Below are 16,135 nucleotides of genomic sequence, written 5' to 3'. Positions count from 1 at the left end.
AGCAGAACATGACGGGCACGATGCAGGCGGTCGTGGTGCACGGCCCAGAGGACTACCGGCTCGAGCAGATCCCGGTGCCGGAGGCCGGCCCCGGTGAGGCGCTGTTGAAGGTCGAGGCGGTGGGGATCTGCGCGAGCGACCTGAAGTGCTACCACGGGGCGGCGAAGTTCTGGGGGGACGAGAACCGGCCGGCGTGGGCGGAGACGGACACGGTCCCGGGCCACGAGTTCACGGGGCGGATCGTCGAGATCGACGAGGAGGCCTCGCGGCGCTGGGGTGTGCAGGTCGGTGACCGGGTGGTCGCGGAGCAGATCGTGCCGTGCTGGGAGTGCCGGTACTGCAACCGTGGTGATTACCACATGTGTCAGCCGCACGACATGTTCGGTTTCAAGCGGCGGACGCCGGGGGCGATGGCGGAGTACCTGGTGCTGCCGAAGGAGGCGTTGGTCCACAAGGCGCCGGAGTCGATTCCGCCGTGGCAGGTGGCGTACGCCGAGCCGTTGTCGTGTGCGTTGCACGCGGTGGAGCGGGCGGGCATCCGGTTCGACGACACGGTGGTGGTCGCCGGGTGCGGGCCGATCGGGTTGGGGATGATCGCGGGGGCGGCGGCGAAGTTCCCGCAGCGGATCATCGCGTTGGACGCGTTGCCGCAGAAGTTGGAGCTGGCCAGGAAGTGCGGCGCTGACGTCACGTTGAACATCACCGAGGTCGACGTGGTGGAGGAGGTCAAGAAGCTCACGGGTGGTTACGGCGCGGACGTGTACATCGAGGGGACGGGGCATCCGTCGGCGGTGGCGCAGGGGTTGAACCTGTTGCGGAAGCTGGGGACGTTCGTGGAGTACTCGGTGTTCAAGGATCCGGTGACGGTGGACTGGTCGATCATCTCCGACGACAAGGAGTTGAACGTGCTGGGTGCGCACCTGGGGCAGGACACGTGGCCGGCGGCGTTGAGGTTGATCGAGTCGGGTCGTCTGCCGTTGGACGAGATCTGCTCGCACCAGTTGCCGTTGTCGGAGTTCCAGAAGGGTCTGGACCTGGTGGCGGACTCGGCGAACTCCGTGAAGGTCTCCCTCATCCCCGGGACGGCGGCGTGAGCAGCACCTCCGCCACCACGGCGTCGGGCGGTCTGGAGGAGTCGCGGCTGCAGCGACTGGGCATCCCGCCCGTGCTGCGCTGGGGTTTCCTCGGGGTCCTCGTCTTCATGACGGGCAACGGGGTCGAGTCGAACTTCCTGACCCCGCACCTCGTCGAGGTCCTGGGGCGGCCCGAGAAGGCCGTCGCGGTCATCATCACGTACTACAGCCTCTGCGTCCTCGTCGGCAGCTACCTGTCCGGGGCCCTCTCGGACCTCTTCGGTCCGCGCCGCGTCATGGCCGTCGGGTTCGGGGTCTGGGTCGTCTTCGAGGTGCTGTTCCTCCTCGCGCTGCAGGCCGGCAGCTTCCCGCTCGCCGCGGCCGCCTACGCACTGCGCGGCTTCGGCTTCCCGCTCTTCGCCTTCGCGTTCCTCGTGTGGGTCAACATCACGACCCCGCCCGAGCGCAACGGGGCGGCGGTCGGCTGGTTCTACGTCGCCTTCACCGGCGGTCTGCCCACCCTGGGCTCCCTCTTCGCCGTCGGCGCCATCCCGGTGTTCGGCGGAGGGACGCAGGGGGAGACGGGCGCCATGGTCGCCTCCATCGCGCTCGTCGTCGTCGGGTTCCTCATCGCCTGGTTCGGCGTCCGCGACGAACGGGGCCGGCGCCGCATCGCCCCGGCGGGCGAGAGCGCGGGGCAGGTGCTGACGTCCGGTCTGCGCCTCACGTTCACGCGGCCGAAGATCGCGGCGGGGTTCCTCGTGCGCCTCATCAACACCGCTCCGGAGTTCGGGATGTTCATCGTCCTGCCCGCCGTCATCGCGACCGAGCGCGGGTGGGGCCAGTCGCGCTGGCTCGTCATGACCGTCTGCGTCTACGCGACGAACATCCTCGTCAACGTGATGTTCGGGGCGATCGGTGACCGGATCGGCTGGCAGCGGACCGTCAAGTGGTTCGGCATCGTCGGGTCGGCCTGCGGACTGCTGCTGTGGTGGTACGTCCCGCAGCTCGTCCCCGCCGGCAGCGACTGGGGCTACGTGCTGTCCGTGCTCGCCGGCTGCCTCTTCGGGATGCTGCTCGCCGGCTTCGTCCCGATGGGCGCGATCATGCCCGCGCTGGCTCCGGACCACCAGGGCGCCGCGATGGCGATGTACACGACCGCGGCCGGTGGGGCGACGTTCCTCGGCTCGGCCGTCGTCTCGATCGTCCTGGGGGTCGGGGGCAGCAACGTCGCCGTTGTGTGGACCTTCGTCGCGCTCTACGCCGTGGCCTTCGTCCTCGTCTCGTTCCTGCACGTCCCGCAGAAGCACCGCGCGCACGGCCGCCTCGAGACCGTCTCCTGACGCGGCACCGCACGAGGCCCCCGCGACCACCGGTCGCGGGGGCCTCGTGCGTTCGGCGCCGCGTGGGTCAGGCGGCCGAGAACCCGCCGTCGACGGTGAGGTCCACCCCGTTGACCATGGCCGAGGCGTCGGAGGCCAGGTAGACGACGGCGTTGCTGACGTCGGAGGGCTGGGCGAAGTGCCCCAGCGGGATCCGGGCGATCATCGGTGCCGCCTTCGCCTCCTCGCCCCACACCCGCTGCCCCATCTCGGTCATGACGACCGTGGGGCTGACGGAGTTCGCGCGGACGCCGGAGGGGCCGAGCTCGAGGGCCAGCACCTTCGTCGCCATGAGCAGCCCCGCCTTGCTCGCCGAGTAGGAGAAGTGCTCGGCCAGGGCCAGGGATCCCGCGACCGACGAGACGTTGACGATGCTCCCGCGTCCCGTCTCCGCCATGGCCCGGCCGATCCGGGAACCGAGCAGCGCCGGTGCCCGCAGGTTCACGGCCAGGACGCGGTCCCACGTGGCCGCGTCCACGTCGACGACGCGCTGGGGCACCGAGATCCCCGCGTTGTTGACGAGGACGTCGAGGCCACCGAACGTCGCCAGGGCCGCGGCCGCGAGGGCCCCGGTGTCGTCGGCGTCCGCGAGGTCCGCCGGGACCACCTCGACGCGGGTCCCGTGCTCGGTGACCAGCGCCTGCGCGAGGGTCTCGAGCGCATCGCGGCTCCGCGCGCTGAGGACCAGGTCGCAGCCGGCCGCGGCCAGCGTGCGGGCCACGTCGCTGCCGAGGCCCTGCGTGGCGCCGGTGACCAGGACACGGCGGCCGGTGAGGTCGAAGGGGGATGTCACGGGATCTCCTGGGGGTGCGGTGCGGACGTGAGGAGCGCCGACGCCGTGGCGGGGTCGGTGACGAGGTGGGTGAAGTGCCCGCCGCGCGCGCCGGCGACGATGCTCGGCACCTTGAGGGCGCCGTACGCGACGGCGATGCGGACGGGGACGCCCGAGAGGACGTCGAGGGGGATCGCGATCAGCCGGTCCGCTCCGTCGTAGGTGATCTCGGCGCCCGACGCGTCGTAGAACCGGGACGCCACGTCGCCGACGGCGCCGGCGAGCGGGGCCTCGCCGGTCGGCACGAAGCCGGGCAGGGACTCCCGGCGCAACGTCGGGGCGCCGACGCCCATGAGGGCGCAGCGCGCACCGGCCCACAGCTGCGCGAACCGCCGGAACTCCGGGTCCTCGACCAGGCTGCGGCGCAACCGGCGTCCGGGGAAGGCGGGGGCGTGCAGGAACCGGGGAGTGCCCCCCACGGCCACCGCGACGCGGCGGGTGATCTCGTTGGTCTGGTACCAGGGTTCGGGTTCGTCCTGCCCGCCGACCATCGGCACGACGAGGACACCGGGCAGCGCGGGTAGTTCCCGCTCGGCGATCTCGTGCAGGGTCCGTCCCGAGGAGACCAGGAGGACGTCCCCGGGCGAGAGTCCCACTCCGGCCAGCACCGCGGCGACGGTGGGGGAGACGGCCTCGGCGACGTGCGCCTCCGGAGTGGGTGGGCACAGCGAGACGTGGTGCAGGCCCAGGGCCGTGCGGACCTTCTCGGCCAGGTCGCCGGGGTCCTGCTCGGGCAGCGGCACCACCTCGATGCGCACGAGCCCGCGGTCGCGGGCCTCCCGCAGCAGCCGGCTGACCGTCGCCCGCGACGTCCCGATGCGCTGGGCGATCTCGGCCTGGGTCGCGTCCTGGAGGTAGTAGAGCGTCGCCGCCGTGTGGGCCAGTGCCAGCGGGAACCGTTCGGTGTGGACCACCGGCACCCCTCCCCGTCCGTGCGCTCGCGGGCCGGTCGGCTCCGTCGCCGGACCGGTCACCAGATCGTTGCACGCATGTGCTGGACAAGTGTGCCGTACAGGTCCTAGCGTTCGGAAGACCACGGAGGAACCCGGCGCACCCGGTCCCCGCGGGGCTCGCACCACGACGACCCACCGACGAGTTGTCCCACAGCCCACCTCACACCCCCCGCTCCCCGGCCCGTCCCCGGAGCGCGCTGCGAAGGAGCAGTTGATGGCAGAGACGATGAAGGCGGTGGTCGTGCACGGACCGCACGACTACCGCTTGGAAGAGGTCCCCGTCCCCGTCGCCGGTCCCGGTGAGGCGTTGTTGAAGGTCGAGGCGGTGGGGATCTGCGCGAGCGACCTGAAGTGCTACCACGGGGCGGCGAAGTTCTGGGGGGACGAGAACCGGCCGGCGTGGGCTGAGACGGACACCGTTCCCGGTCACGAGTTCACCGGGCGCATCGCCGAGATCGACGACGAGGCGGCGGCGCGGTGGGGTGTGCGGGTCGGTGACCGCATCGTGGCCGAGCAGATCGTGCCGTGCTGGGAGTGCCGGTACTGCAACCGTGGTGACTACCACATGTGCCAGCCGCACGACATGTTCGGTTTCAAGCGGCGGACACCGGGGGCGATGGCGGAGTACCTGGTGCTGCCGAAGGAGGCGTTGGTCCACAAGGCGCCGGAGTCGATCCCGCCGTGGCAGGTGGCGTACGCCGAGCCGTTGTCGTGTGCGTTGCACGCGGTGGAGCGGGCGGGCATCCGGTTCGACGACACGGTGGTGGTCGCCGGGTGCGGGCCGATCGGGTTGGGGATGATCGCGGGGGCGGCGGCGAAGTTCCCGCAGCGGATCATCGCGTTGGACGCGTTGCCGCAGAAGTTGGAGCTGGCCAGGAAGTGCGGCGCTGACGTCACGTTGAACATCACCGAGGTCGACGTGGTGGAGGAGGTCAAGAAGCTCACGGGTGGTTACGGCGCGGACGTGTACATCGAGGGGACGGGGCATCCGTCGGCGGTGGCGCAGGGGTTGAACCTGTTGCGGAAGCTGGGGACGTTCGTGGAGTACTCGGTGTTCAAGGATCCGGTGACGGTGGACTGGTCGATCATCTCCGACGACAAGGAGTTGAACGTGCTGGGTGCGCACCTGGGGCAGGACACGTGGCCGGCGGCGTTGAGGTTGATCGAGTCCGGTCGTCTGCCGTTGGACGAGATCTGCTCGCACCAGTTGCCGTTGTCGGAGTTCCAGAAGGGTCTGGACCTGGTGGCGGACTCGGCGAACTCCGTGAAGGTCTCCCTCATCCCCTGACCGAACGAACCCCGCACCCCACGACCGTCGGTCGTGGGGACGGCACCCCCTACCCTCCCCACGCGATGGAGCGTCAGCCATGAACGAGTTCACCCGGTCCGAGAGCGGACTGCACGTCCCGAAGAAGAAGGTCACCCGCCGCTCGATGCTCGCCGCCATGGGCGGCGCGGCCACCGTCCCCATGCTGTACGGCTGCGGGGTCGGCACCGGTGGTGGCGGCGACGACGCCGGCAGCGCCAACGGCGCCGGCGAGGTCACCGGGTCCTTCGACTGGAAGGCCCTCAAGGGCGAGAGCATCAAGATCCTGCAGACCCCGCACCCCTACCAGCAGGCCTTCCAGCCGCTGCTGAAGGAGTTCACCGAGCTCACGGGCATCGAGGTGCAGGCCGACCTCGTCGCCGAGGCGGACTACTTCACCAAGCTCAACACCGAGCTCGCGGGCAAGACCGGTGCCCACGACGTCTTCATGACGGGTGCCTACTTCATCTGGCAGTACGGTCCGCCCGGCTGGATGGAGGACCTCAAGCCCTGGATCGAGAACTCCGCCGCGACGAGCGACGAGTACGACTTCGAGGACATCTACGAGGGTCTGCGGACGTCCACGCGGTGGGACTTCGAGAAGGGGTCCGAGCTCGGGACCGGTGGTCAGTGGGCCATCCCGTGGGGCTTCGAGACCAACGTCGTCGCCTACAACAAGAAGGAGTTCGACGCCCGCGGCATCGCGCTGCCGGAGACCTTCGACGACTTCATCCAGCTGGCCAACGACCTCACGGACCGCTCGCAGAACCGCTACGGCGTCGCCTTCCGCGGCTCCAAGTCGTGGGCCACGATCCACCCCGGTTTCATGACGCAGTTCACCCGCGAGGGCGCCAAGGACTACACGGCGGAGGGGACGACCTACACCGCGGCCATGAACTCCGACAAGGCCGTCGACTTCACCAAGAAGTGGGTCGACCTCGCCAAGTCCGCGGGTCCGACGTCCTGGACGACGTACGACTACCCCCAGTGCACCGGGGACCTCGGCAACGGCAACGCCATGATGGTCTACGACGCGGACAGCGCCACGTACCCCAAGCAGAAGGCCGGGGCCAGCGCCCAGGCCGGCAACCTCGCCTGGTACCCCGGCCCCGCCGGCCCCGACGGCAGCTACGCCACCAACCTGTGGACGTGGTCGCTGGCCATGAACGCGGCGTCGAAGAAGAAGCAGGCCGCGTGGCTCTTCATCCAGTGGGCGACGGGCAAGGAGGCCATGAACAAGGCCACGTCCTCCACCTTCGCCGACCCGGTCCGCGCCTCGGTGTTCGACGGCTCGTTCAAGCAGACGCTCGGCGAGTTCCCCGGGTACCTGGAGACGTTCGAGAAGGTCATCGACTCCACGAAGATCCAGTTCACGCCCCAGACGAAGTTCTTCGAGACGACCGAGGACTGGGCCGTGGCGCTGCAGGACATCTACTCCGGTGCGGACGCGAAGTCCCGCCTCGACGAGCTCGCCAAGGCCAACACGTCCAAGATCAACGCCTGACCCACCGGGTCGGGGCAAGGGAGGAGGAGTCGTGGCGACCACCGTCGGAGGCCGGACACCCTCGCAGGAGACCTCGCGGGGGAGCGGGCCGGTGCGCCGGGTGCCCGCCTGGCGGCGCGGACTGCGTCCGTACCTGCTGTCGGTGCCCGCCGTCCTGCTCATCATCGGCATCCTGTACGCGTTCTTCTACGGCGTGTACTACACGGTGCTCAACTACGCGGCGACCAACCCGACACCGTCCTTCGTCGGCGCCGACAACTACCGCAGCGTCCTCGGCGACCCGCTGTTCTGGCGCAGCGCCGGGACGACGCTGCTGTACGCCGTCGCGGCGACGGGCCTGGAGACGGTGCTCGGGGTGGCCATCGCGCTGCTGCTGAACCGGTCGACCCTCATCGGCAAGACCTTCGAGCGGCTGCTCATCCTCCCGCTGATGATCGCCCCGGTGATCGCCGGGGTGATCTGGAAGCTCATGTTCAACCCCCAGTTCGGCGTCCTCAACCACGTTCTCGGGCTGGGGTCGACCTTCGACTGGCTGAGCAAGGACCGGGCGCTGGCCTCGACGATCCTCGTCGACGTGTGGATCTACACGCCGTTCGTGGCGATCCTCGTCCTGGCCGGCATCCGGTCCCTGCCCAAGGAGCCGTTCGAGGCGTCCGACGTGGACGGGGCGAACTGGTTCTACATGTTCCGCCGGCTCATGCTGCCGATGATGTGGCCCTACATCCTCGTGGCCGTCATCTTCCGCTTCATGGACTGCCTCAAGGTCTTCGACGCCGTCTACGTCCTCACCGCCGGTGGGCCGGGCGTCACGACGACGACCCTGCAGATCGGGGCCTTCGAGGACTCGATCACCAACCTCAACTACTCCCGCGGCAGCACGTACATGTTCCTGCTGTGGATCATCGTCTTCATCACCGCGCGCTACCTCGTGAGCGTGCTCGGCAAGGCGCAGCGTCGTGCTGCGGGAGCGGGGGCCTGACATGGCGATCACGTCGCGGTTCGCCCGGGAGCTCACCCCCGGACAGAAGCGGGTCACGCCCGGCTCGGTGGTCGCGGACCTCGCGATCCTCGCCTGGTTCGTGTTCTCCCTCTTCCCCCTCGTGTGGATGGTGCTGCTGGCGCTCAAGAACGACGCCCAGCAGACGTCGACGTACTTCGAGTTCTCACCCACCCTCGCCAACTTCGGGACGGTCCTGTCCCAGCGCGGTGAGGACCTCACGAGCGTGGACTTCGGGCACGCCATGCTGACGAGCGTCCTGAACTGCGCGGGCGCCGTCGTCGTCTCCCTCGTCGTCGGCATCCCGGCGGCGTACGCGGCCGGCCGGTGGAAGTTCCGGGGGTCCGAGGACCTCATGTTCCAGATGCTGTCCTTCCGGTTCGCCCCCGAGCTCATGGTCATCGTCCCGCTGTTCGTCATCTACAACACGCTGGGGATCTTCGACACCAAGCTGGGCATGGTGTGGGTCCTGCAGCTGGTGACGATGCCGCTGGTGGTGTGGATCCTGCGGTCCTACTTCACCGACCTGGCCCCGGAGCTGGAACAGGCGGCCCTGCTCGACGGGTACACCCGGACCCGCGCGTTCCTCACGGTGGCGCTGCCGCTGGTCCGGCCCGGCATCGCGGCCGCCGCCCTGCTGGCGTTCATCTTCGCGTGGAACAACTACCTGTTCCCCCTGATCCTCACCGACTCCCAGGCCACGACGGTGACGGTCGCCGTCACGAAGTACCTCGGTGGCGGCGGGCAGGCGTACTACAACCTCACGGCAGCCGCGGCCATCCTCGGCGCGCTGCCGCCACTCGTCCTCGCGCTGACCATCCAGCGGTACCTGGTGCGGGGCCTGTCGTTCGGGGCGGTGAAGGCCTGATGGCCACGGTGCGCATCGCGAACCTGTCGAAGACCTACGGCACGGGCAAGTCCGCCGTCGAGGCGCTGCACGACGTCGACCTGTCCATCGGCGACGGGGAGTTCTTCGTCGTCCTCGGTCCGTCCGGTGCGGGCAAGACGACGATGCTCAAGAGCGTCGCGGGCCTCGTCGAGGTCGAGCAGGGCGACGTCGAGATCGCCGGTGTGTCGATGGACGGCGTGGAGCCCTACCACCGCAACGTCGCCATGGCGTTCGAGAGCTACGCGCTGTACCCGCAGAAGACGGTGTTCGACAACCTCGCCTCGCCCCTGCGGTCGGGACGCACGGGGAAGTACACCGCCGAGCAGCAGCGCCAGCGCATCGACGCCGTCACCACGACGCTGGGCATCAACCACCTGCTCAAGCGGTTCCCCCGCGAGCTGTCCAACGGCCAGCGCCAGCGCGTCGCCCTCGGCCGCGTGCTCGTGCGACCCGCGGACGTCTACCTCCTCGACGAGCCCCTGTCCCACCTCGACGCCAAGCTGCGGGCGCAGATGCGCGCCGAGCTGAAGCAGCTGGGCGAGATGTCGAACACGACGTCCCTCTACGTCACGCACGACTACCAGGAGGCCCTGGCGCTGGGGAACCGCATCGCGGTGCTGCGCGCGGGACGTGTCGTGCAGGTCGGGACGCCCGAGGAGATCTGGCGCCGGCCCGTCGACACGTTCGTCGCGAAGGCGCTGGGGCAGCCGGAGATCAACCTGTTCGACGTCACCGCGGAGGACGGGGTCCTGCACGGGGCCGGTGGGGACCTGTCGGTGCCCCTTCCCCGCCACCTCGACCTGCCCGGCGGCCGCGCCCGCATCGGGATCCGGCCCCGCGACCTGCAGCTCGGGCCCGGCGGGCCGGGCGCGTTGTCGCTGCGCGGCCGGGTGTCGCTGGCCGAGCGACTGGGCAGGCTCATGGAGTTCAGCGTCGACGTCGGGCCGCAGGGGCGCACGGAGCACGTCATCGTCGTCGCGGACTCCGACGCCGGTGCCCGCGAGGGTGACGTCGTCGACCTGCACCTGTCCCTGGAGGACGTGCACGTGTTCGCCCCCGCCGAGTCCGCCGCGGACTCCGTCCGGCTGGGGTCCGCCACGCAGGAGAGGGTGTCCCGGTGAGCGCCACGACCGTGATCCAGCCGACGGCCAAGGCGCTGGTGCTGGACAACCTGCACAAGCGGTACGAGAGCCGCGGCCGCGAGGCGTTCCACGCCGTCAAGGGGATCGACCTGCACATCGAACCCGGTGAGCTCGTCGCCCTCCTCGGCCCGTCGGGGTGCGGGAAGACGACGACGCTGCGGATGATCGCCGGGTTGGAGACGGTGACCTCCGGGGACATCCGGATCGGGGACCGCTCCATCCCGCACCTGCCGCCCGGCAAGCGCGACGTCGGCGTGGGGTTCGAGAGCTACGCGCTCTACCCGCCCCTGGACGTGGAGGGGAACCTCTCGTACGGGCTGAAGGCGCGGGGGGTGAAGGACGCCGACGCCCGGGTGCGGGCCATCGCCGAACGCCTGGAGATGACCGACCTGCTGCCGCTGCGGCCCGCCGGGCTGTCCAGCGGGCAGAAGCAGCGCGTCGCGCTCGCCCGCGCCCTCGTCCGGAACCCGCCCGTGCTGCTGCTGGACGAACCCCTGTCCCACCTCGACGCCGCCCAGCGCCAGCGGGTTCGGCGCGAACTCAAGGTGCTGCAGCGCGAGTTCGGGTACACGACGATCGTCGTCACCCACGACCAGCTCGAGGCCCTCAGCCTCGCCGACCGGCTCGCGGTCATGGACGGCGGGATCATCCAGCAGTTCGGCACCGCCGACGAGATCTTCGACGACCCCGCGAACCGGTTCGTGGCCGACTTCGTGGGGGAGCCCAAGATCAACCTCGTCGAGGGTGTCGTGGACCGCCCTGGCACCGTTCGCGTGGGCCGCGACGGTGTGCTGCCGACGAGTTCGGCCGCCGCCGCGGGAACCGCCGTCACCGTCGGCGTCCGCCCCCAGGACGCCCGGATCGCCGGCGCTGGGGAGGCCTCCGTGCCGGGCGAGGTGCTCGTGTACGAGAACGTCCTGGAGTTCGGCCTCGCCACCGTGCGGGTCGAGGGGCTCGACTCCTCGGTCGTCGTGCAGACCCCTGCGGACGTCACCTACCGCCGCGGTGAGGCGATCCGCCTCACCGCCCCGCCGGAGCGGGTCTACCTCTTCGAACCGGAGGGGGGAGCGCGCGTGCGGTGAGCCGGGGCACGTGGGTCCCGCCTCCACCGGGGTGGGGACGGCGTGCCGCGGAGCCTCTCGTCGGCGACCATGTCGCCGTGAGCGCTCCGGGGGGCACCGACCGGTGGGCGGTTCCCCGGCGTCGCTGGCACCGCCCCACCTGGCGGGATGCGTTGCACTGGCTGCTCGTGCTGGTGGTCGTGGGCGGCACGTTCCTGGTGATCACCGGTGACACGGGCACCCTCGCCCTCGGGGCCGCCTCGATGCTCGTCAACGTCGTCGCCTCCTTCCACCACGCCGACGAGGGGACGCCCTACGCAGCACGCTTCTCCCGGCCACCCGACCCGGCGACCCAGCGCACCGTCCACGAGCACGTCGCGCGCGGGGAGTTCCCCGCCGACGGTGAGCTGCGCGACCTCGCGGTCGACTACGCGGCGGGGTGGACTCGGCGTCTGCGGCGGTTCCTCGTCCTCGCGACGTCAGCAGCGGCTGCGTGGTGCCTCGTGTGCGCGGCGCTCACGGCGTGGTTCGACCGCCTCTGGCCGGAGTCGGCATCGGCGAGGCAGGGGGGTCTCACGGCCGTGGTGGCCGGTACCGCGGTGTGGCTGGTCTGCTTCGTCCTGCCGCTCGCGTCCCGGTGGTGGCGGCTGCGTCGGATGGCCTGACCGCGGGCTCAGCGAGTCGTCCGCTGGCGGCAACCCTCCGCGGGGTCCCGCCCCGGGTCGGGCAGCGTGGCCGAGTCGATCGCGTAGCTGCCTTGCTCGTCGAAGATCCACGAGCTGAACCTGACCTCCGCTATGAGCCGGCCGTCCGCGTCGACGGCGCGCAGTGGCTGGTCCACGGGCGGGCGCGGGGTGGCGCGGGTGACCTCGGACAGGGCCGTGAAGGCTTCGACGTCCCCCTCGGCCCGGCTGAGGATGCCGGAGAAGTACGGGTCGTCGGTGAGCTGCGGGGCCCGGACGTGGAGGTCCTCGAGGGTGCTGCGGGCGCCGCGCAGGTACTCCTCGAACAGCTGGTGGGCGTCGGGAGAACCGGAGATCGACTCGTACACCGCACCGCCGAAGCACCGCTCGGAAGTGACCGGTGTCGGCCTCGGGAACGCACTAGCCGAGGTGAGCAGCAGCGGGCCGGCGACGACCGTGACCAGGCCGACCGCACCGTGCAGGAACCTCATCCGGCGATGGTGCCAGGAACCGCGCCGCCAGGCACAGGTCCGGGTGTCGACGCGGCCGGGGCCCTCAGCGCCCCGGGGAGGTCCCGTCCGCCGCGACCACACGGTTCCGCCCCGCCGCCTTCGCGGCGTACAGCGCGCGGTCGGCGGCCGCCAGCAACCCGGGCGCGTCGGTCCCGTCGCGCGGGGCGACGGCGGTGCCGATGGACACGGTGGGGCGGACGGAGGCGGACGCCGGGTCGTCGACCGGGATGCACGCCCCCGCGCACGCGGCTCGCAACTGTTCCGCGCGGGCGGCGAGGACCCGTTCGTCCGCACCGGGCAGGACGAGGACGAACTCCTCGCCACCGGTGCGGGCGACGAGGTCGCCGGGGCGGGCGGACGCCGCGAGGATCCCGGCGATCTCGACCAGGACGCGGTCGCCGGTGGCGTGCCCGTGGGTGTCGTTGACCTGCTTGAAGTGGTCGACGTCGAGGACCAGCATCCCCACGGGCGCCCGGTGCGCTCCCGCCACGAGGGCGGCGGCCGCGGGGTCGAAGTGGCGTCGGTTGTGCAGCCTCGTGAGCGGGTCGCGGACGGCCTCCTCCGCGAGCCGGGCGCGCAGTTCCTCGGCCACGGCCACCTGTTCCTCGAGCCGCTCGCGGGCCTGGACGAGTTCGGTGATGTCGCGGCCGACGACGACCCGTCCGAGTTCCCGGCCGCGCCGGTCGACCAGGGGGCTGATGCGCACGTCGAGGTGCAGTCCGCCGGCGTAGCCGATGGCGTAGCTCAGGCCCTCCGACGGGAGTTCCCCGAGGGCGCGAGGGGTGAGGAACAAGGACGCGGGCAGCCCGACGGGATCGTCGGGCAGGTCCGGTCGCCGCGTCCGCAGGTAACGCCGACCCGCGCCGTTGACGTCGACGACCGAACCCCCGGCGTCCACCACGACGATCGCGTCCTGGACCGTTTCGAGCACGCGTTCCCGGGCGACGGGGACGACGCGCAGCAGTCCGGCCCGCAGCAGTGCGTACGCGTCCAGGAGCGCGGTGACGGTGAAGAACAACGGCGTCAGGTCGCGCCCGGACAGCGCCGTGGAACCCGCCAGCACCACGACGTTCCCGGCCAGCGGGACGACCCCGGCCACCAGCAGGAGCCCGAGTTGCCGGCGCAGCACGGCCGATCCGTGCCACCACGCGACGGCCAGCCGCCGGAACGCCAGGCCCAGCACGAGGTAGCACCAGGCGGTGTGGACCCAGAACAGGGGACCGAACTCGTCGCGGAACCACGGGAACCGGTCCAGCGGCACGATCCGGCTGAACACGAGGTGGTGCCACGGGTCCGTCGCGACGGCGACCAGGATGGCGGCGGGGACGCCGGCGAGGAACGCGGTGTGCCGTCGACGGGGACGGAAGTGCGGGTCGCAGGCGAACCGGGCGAGCAGGTACAGGCTGACGACGGCGCCGAGGATGCCGACGAACGACACGTAGACGAGGGCGTCGTGCACGGCCCGGGCGACCGGGAAGCTCAGCGGAGCCCCGACGGCCGACCACAGCGTGAGGCTCGCCGCCGCACCGACCAGAGCGCCTGCTGCCGGGGTGGCGGAGCGGTGGCGCCAGGCGATGGCGGCCGTCACGAGGTTGAGCAGGGCGGCGACGACGAACGCCGCGCACAGCGCTGTGGCGAGCGGGTCGATCACCGCGGTCGCGCTCCTGTCCTCCGGCGCTCCCGGACGCTGCGGCCGTCCCGGGGTGCACCGGCGCCGGTCGGCACCCCCTCCGGACCCCGCCCCGGCTACCGGGTGAGCGGCGGGCCGGTCAGTCGCGGTCCAGGTCGTCCGCGACCTCCTCCTCCGGGCGCGGCGGGACGTCCTCGTCCTGCTCGAGCTCGGGGACGGGCGGGTCGTCGGGGTCGAACGCGGGCTGGCTCATGCCGCGACGCTACTGCGCTCGGCGCGCGGTGGCACCGGGACGACGTCGAGGTCCCGCACCACCCGCACCGTGGTCCGCCCGCCGACGGCGGCCACGGCGGCGCGCGCCTCCTCCTCCAGCTCCGCCCCGTCGTAGCGGGCCGAGACGTGGGTCAGGACGAGCGACCGGACGCCCGCGCGGGCCGCGGTCTCCCCGGCCTGCCGCGCGGTGAGGTGGCCGCGGGCCAGGGCGAGGTCGGCGTCCCGGTCGGTGAACGTGCACTCCAGCACGGCGAGGTCGGCGTCGCGGACCACCTCGGAGACCGACGGGCAGAGCCGGGTGTCCATGACGAACGCGAACACCTGCCCCCGGCGGCGGGTGCTGACGTCGGCCAGCCGCACCCCGCGCAGTTCCCCCTCGCGCTGCAGGCGACCCACGTCGGGACCGGTGATCCCCGCGGCTCGCAGGGCGTCGGGCGAGAACGTGACGTGCTCGGGTTCGACCAGCCGGTACCCGAGCGCCGGGACGCGGTGGTCCAGGGCCCGGGCCGTCAGGGCGGACCCGGCGACGTCGGCGACGGGCACGTCCTCCTCGAGGGCCGGGTGCCCCTGGACCGTGACGCGCACGTTCGCCTGCGCGACGACGGCGAGGGCTCGCAGGTGCTCGAAGGCGTCCTCGGGACCGTGCACCGTCACCTCGCGGCCCGGCCGGTCCTGCGCCATCCGGTTCAGCACCCCGGGCACGCCGAGGCAGTGGTCGTTGTGCCGGTGGGTGACGCAGATCCGCTCGATGCGCGGTGAGGACACCCCCGCGTGCAGCATCTGCCGCTGGATCCCCTCGCCGGGGTCGAAGAGGACGGACGTGCCGTCCCAGCGCAGGAGGTACCCGTTGTGGTTGCGCTCGCGGGTGGGGACGGCGCCTGCGGTGCCGAGGACGACGAGTTCGCGCGGTCCGCTGCCCAGGCTCACGGCCCCAGTCTCCCCGCCGCCACGGTGTCCGCTCAGCGGGGTCGAGGGGGGTGCCGCTCCCAGAACTGCAGCACGGCCGCGGAGAACTCCCCGGGACGTTCCAGCGGCAGCAGCGTGCGGGCGCCGGGGACGACGACGACCCGCGCGTCGGCGCAGTCGGCCGCGCTCTCGCGCGCCTGCTCCGGCGTGAGGTCACCGCGGTCGTCGCCGGCGAGCAGCAGCACGGGCACGGGGGAGCGGCGCAGTTCGCTCCCGAGGTCGGACCTGCCGACGACGAACGACCGCAGCGTCTCCGCGACGCTGCGGGGCCGGGCGTCGTCGAGGCAGGCGTTGACGACGCCGACGGCGGCCGGGTCGTGCTCGCGCGTCGCGTCCGTGAGCTGCGCGGAGACGACCGCCGAACGCAGCGGACCGCGCGGACCCGTGCGCTCGACGACGTGGCTGAGGAGTCCCAGGGTGCGGCGGCGGGACTCCGGCAGGGGGAACGTCGGGGCGCTCGCCGCGACGAGGGTCCGCAACCGGGCCGGCCGGGTCCCGGCGAGGCGGTACCCGACGTGACCGCCCCACGCGTTCCCGACCCAGTCCACCGGGCCGGGGTCGACGACGCCGCGCTCGGCGAGCGCGTCGAGGAGGTCCTCGGCGGCCAGGGCGCACTGCGCCATCGTCGTGCGCCGCTCGAGCGGGTCGCTGGCCCCCCAGCCGGGCCCGTCGACGAGCACGAGCCGCCGCTCCCGTCCGAGGTCGGCCGACACCCGGTCGAAGCTGCGGGAGTCGACGAACATGCTGTGCCACAGGACGGCCGTGGGCCCGTCACCCACGGTGCGGACGGCCAACCGGCCCAGCCGGGTCGGGACGAGGGTGGTGGACGTCTCGCTGCTCATCTGCGTGCACATCGCCGTTGACCGCTTCCGGACGTCGGGACGGCGTCGAGTCGGGGCCGCCTCGACGTCTTCGGGCGAGGGACAACGTAA

15 protein-coding genes are annotated in these 16,135 nt (G+C 71.7%); 9 read left to right on the top strand and 6 right to left on the bottom strand.

What is annotated here, in order from left to right; genetic code table 11:
• The first annotated feature begins 8 nt into the window (after positions 1 to 8).
• Positions 9 to 1,094 (top strand): alcohol dehydrogenase catalytic domain-containing protein, encoded by a 1,086-nt coding sequence (locus AB1207_RS04050; protein WP_367636497.1) that lies wholly within the window; start codon positions 9 to 11, stop codon positions 1,092 to 1,094.
• Positions 1,091 to 2,416 (top strand): MFS transporter, encoded by a 1,326-nt coding sequence (locus AB1207_RS04045; protein WP_367636496.1) that lies wholly within the window; start codon positions 1,091 to 1,093, stop codon positions 2,414 to 2,416. The genes AB1207_RS04050 and AB1207_RS04045 overlap by 4 nt, the downstream gene beginning before the upstream one ends.
• 67 nt (positions 2,417 to 2,483) lie before the next feature.
• Here the strand turns inward: AB1207_RS04045 and AB1207_RS04040 are convergent, their stop codons facing one another.
• Positions 2,484 to 3,248, bottom strand: a complete 765-nt coding sequence (locus AB1207_RS04040) for an SDR family NAD(P)-dependent oxidoreductase (RefSeq protein WP_367636495.1) — start codon at positions 3,246 to 3,248, stop codon at positions 2,484 to 2,486.
• Positions 3,245 to 4,201 (bottom strand): sugar-binding transcriptional regulator, encoded by a 957-nt coding sequence (locus AB1207_RS04035; RefSeq protein WP_367636494.1) that lies wholly within the window; start codon positions 4,199 to 4,201, stop codon positions 3,245 to 3,247. Before AB1207_RS04035 ends, AB1207_RS04040 begins: the two co-directional genes overlap by 4 nt.
• Positions 4,202 to 4,454: 253 nt before the next feature.
• Between AB1207_RS04035 and AB1207_RS04030 the strand changes: the two genes are divergently transcribed.
• The 7 genes from AB1207_RS04030 to AB1207_RS04000 all read left to right on the top strand — a co-directional run bounded on the left by AB1207_RS04030 (position 4,455) and on the right by AB1207_RS04000 (position 11,804).
• Positions 4,455 to 5,528: a zinc-binding dehydrogenase gene (locus AB1207_RS04030; RefSeq protein WP_367636493.1), complete on the top strand. Its 1,074-nt coding sequence runs from the start codon at positions 4,455 to 4,457 to the stop codon at positions 5,526 to 5,528.
• A 79-nt stretch (positions 5,529 to 5,607) separates the two neighbouring features.
• The gene (locus AB1207_RS04025; RefSeq protein WP_437178856.1) at positions 5,608 to 7,050 is read left to right on the top strand and encodes an extracellular solute-binding protein; all 1,443 of its coding nucleotides are present in this window, start codon (positions 5,608 to 5,610) and stop codon (positions 7,048 to 7,050) included.
• A 91-nt stretch (positions 7,051 to 7,141) separates the two neighbouring features.
• The gene (locus tag AB1207_RS04020) at positions 7,142 to 8,029 is read left to right on the top strand and encodes a carbohydrate ABC transporter permease (RefSeq protein WP_367636532.1); all 888 of its coding nucleotides are present in this window, start codon (positions 7,142 to 7,144) and stop codon (positions 8,027 to 8,029) included.
• A gap of 1 nt (position 8,030) precedes the next feature.
• Complete coding sequence (locus AB1207_RS04015; RefSeq protein ID WP_366174698.1) at positions 8,031 to 8,915, top strand: carbohydrate ABC transporter permease; 885 nt, start codon at positions 8,031 to 8,033, stop codon at positions 8,913 to 8,915.
• Positions 8,915 to 10,057, top strand: coding sequence for an ABC transporter ATP-binding protein (locus tag AB1207_RS04010; RefSeq protein ID WP_367636492.1), 1,143 nt, complete (start codon positions 8,915 to 8,917; stop codon positions 10,055 to 10,057). Before AB1207_RS04015 ends, AB1207_RS04010 begins: the two co-directional genes overlap by 1 nt.
• Positions 10,054 to 11,160 carry an ABC transporter ATP-binding protein gene (locus AB1207_RS04005; RefSeq protein ID WP_367636491.1) on the top strand — a complete coding sequence of 369 codons (1,107 nt, stop codon included), beginning with the start codon at positions 10,054 to 10,056 and terminating at the stop codon, positions 11,158 to 11,160. Before AB1207_RS04010 ends, AB1207_RS04005 begins: the two co-directional genes overlap by 4 nt.
• Positions 11,161 to 11,237: 77 nt before the next feature.
• The gene (locus tag AB1207_RS04000; RefSeq protein WP_367636490.1) at positions 11,238 to 11,804 is read left to right on the top strand and encodes a hypothetical protein; all 567 of its coding nucleotides are present in this window, start codon (positions 11,238 to 11,240) and stop codon (positions 11,802 to 11,804) included.
• Between the two features lie 8 nt (positions 11,805 to 11,812).
• On the opposite strand, the gene AB1207_RS03995 is transcribed toward AB1207_RS04000, so the two are convergent.
• The 4 genes from AB1207_RS03995 to AB1207_RS03980 form a co-directional block, all read right to left on the bottom strand.
• Positions 11,813 to 12,313: a hypothetical protein gene (locus AB1207_RS03995; RefSeq protein WP_367636489.1), complete on the bottom strand. Its 501-nt coding sequence runs from the start codon at positions 12,311 to 12,313 to the stop codon at positions 11,813 to 11,815.
• Between the two features lie 64 nt (positions 12,314 to 12,377).
• Positions 12,378 to 13,985, bottom strand: coding sequence for a histidine kinase N-terminal 7TM domain-containing diguanylate cyclase (locus tag AB1207_RS03990; protein WP_367636488.1), 1,608 nt, complete (start codon positions 13,983 to 13,985; stop codon positions 12,378 to 12,380).
• Positions 13,986 to 14,213: 228 nt separating this feature from the next.
• Positions 14,214 to 15,164 carry an MBL fold metallo-hydrolase gene (locus AB1207_RS03985; protein WP_367636487.1) on the bottom strand — a complete coding sequence of 317 codons (951 nt, stop codon included), beginning with the start codon at positions 15,162 to 15,164 and terminating at the stop codon, positions 14,214 to 14,216.
• 32 nt (positions 15,165 to 15,196) lie between these two features.
• Complete coding sequence (locus AB1207_RS03980) at positions 15,197 to 16,045, bottom strand: alpha/beta fold hydrolase (protein WP_367636486.1); 849 nt, start codon at positions 16,043 to 16,045, stop codon at positions 15,197 to 15,199.
• Positions 16,046 to 16,135: the final 90 nt, after the last annotated feature.

The organism is Kineococcus endophyticus (genome assembly GCF_040796495.1).
Classification (GTDB): Bacteria; Actinomycetota; Actinomycetes; order Actinomycetales; family Kineococcaceae; genus Kineococcus; species Kineococcus endophyticus.
This window is presented reverse-complemented; position numbering and strand designations above follow the sequence as displayed.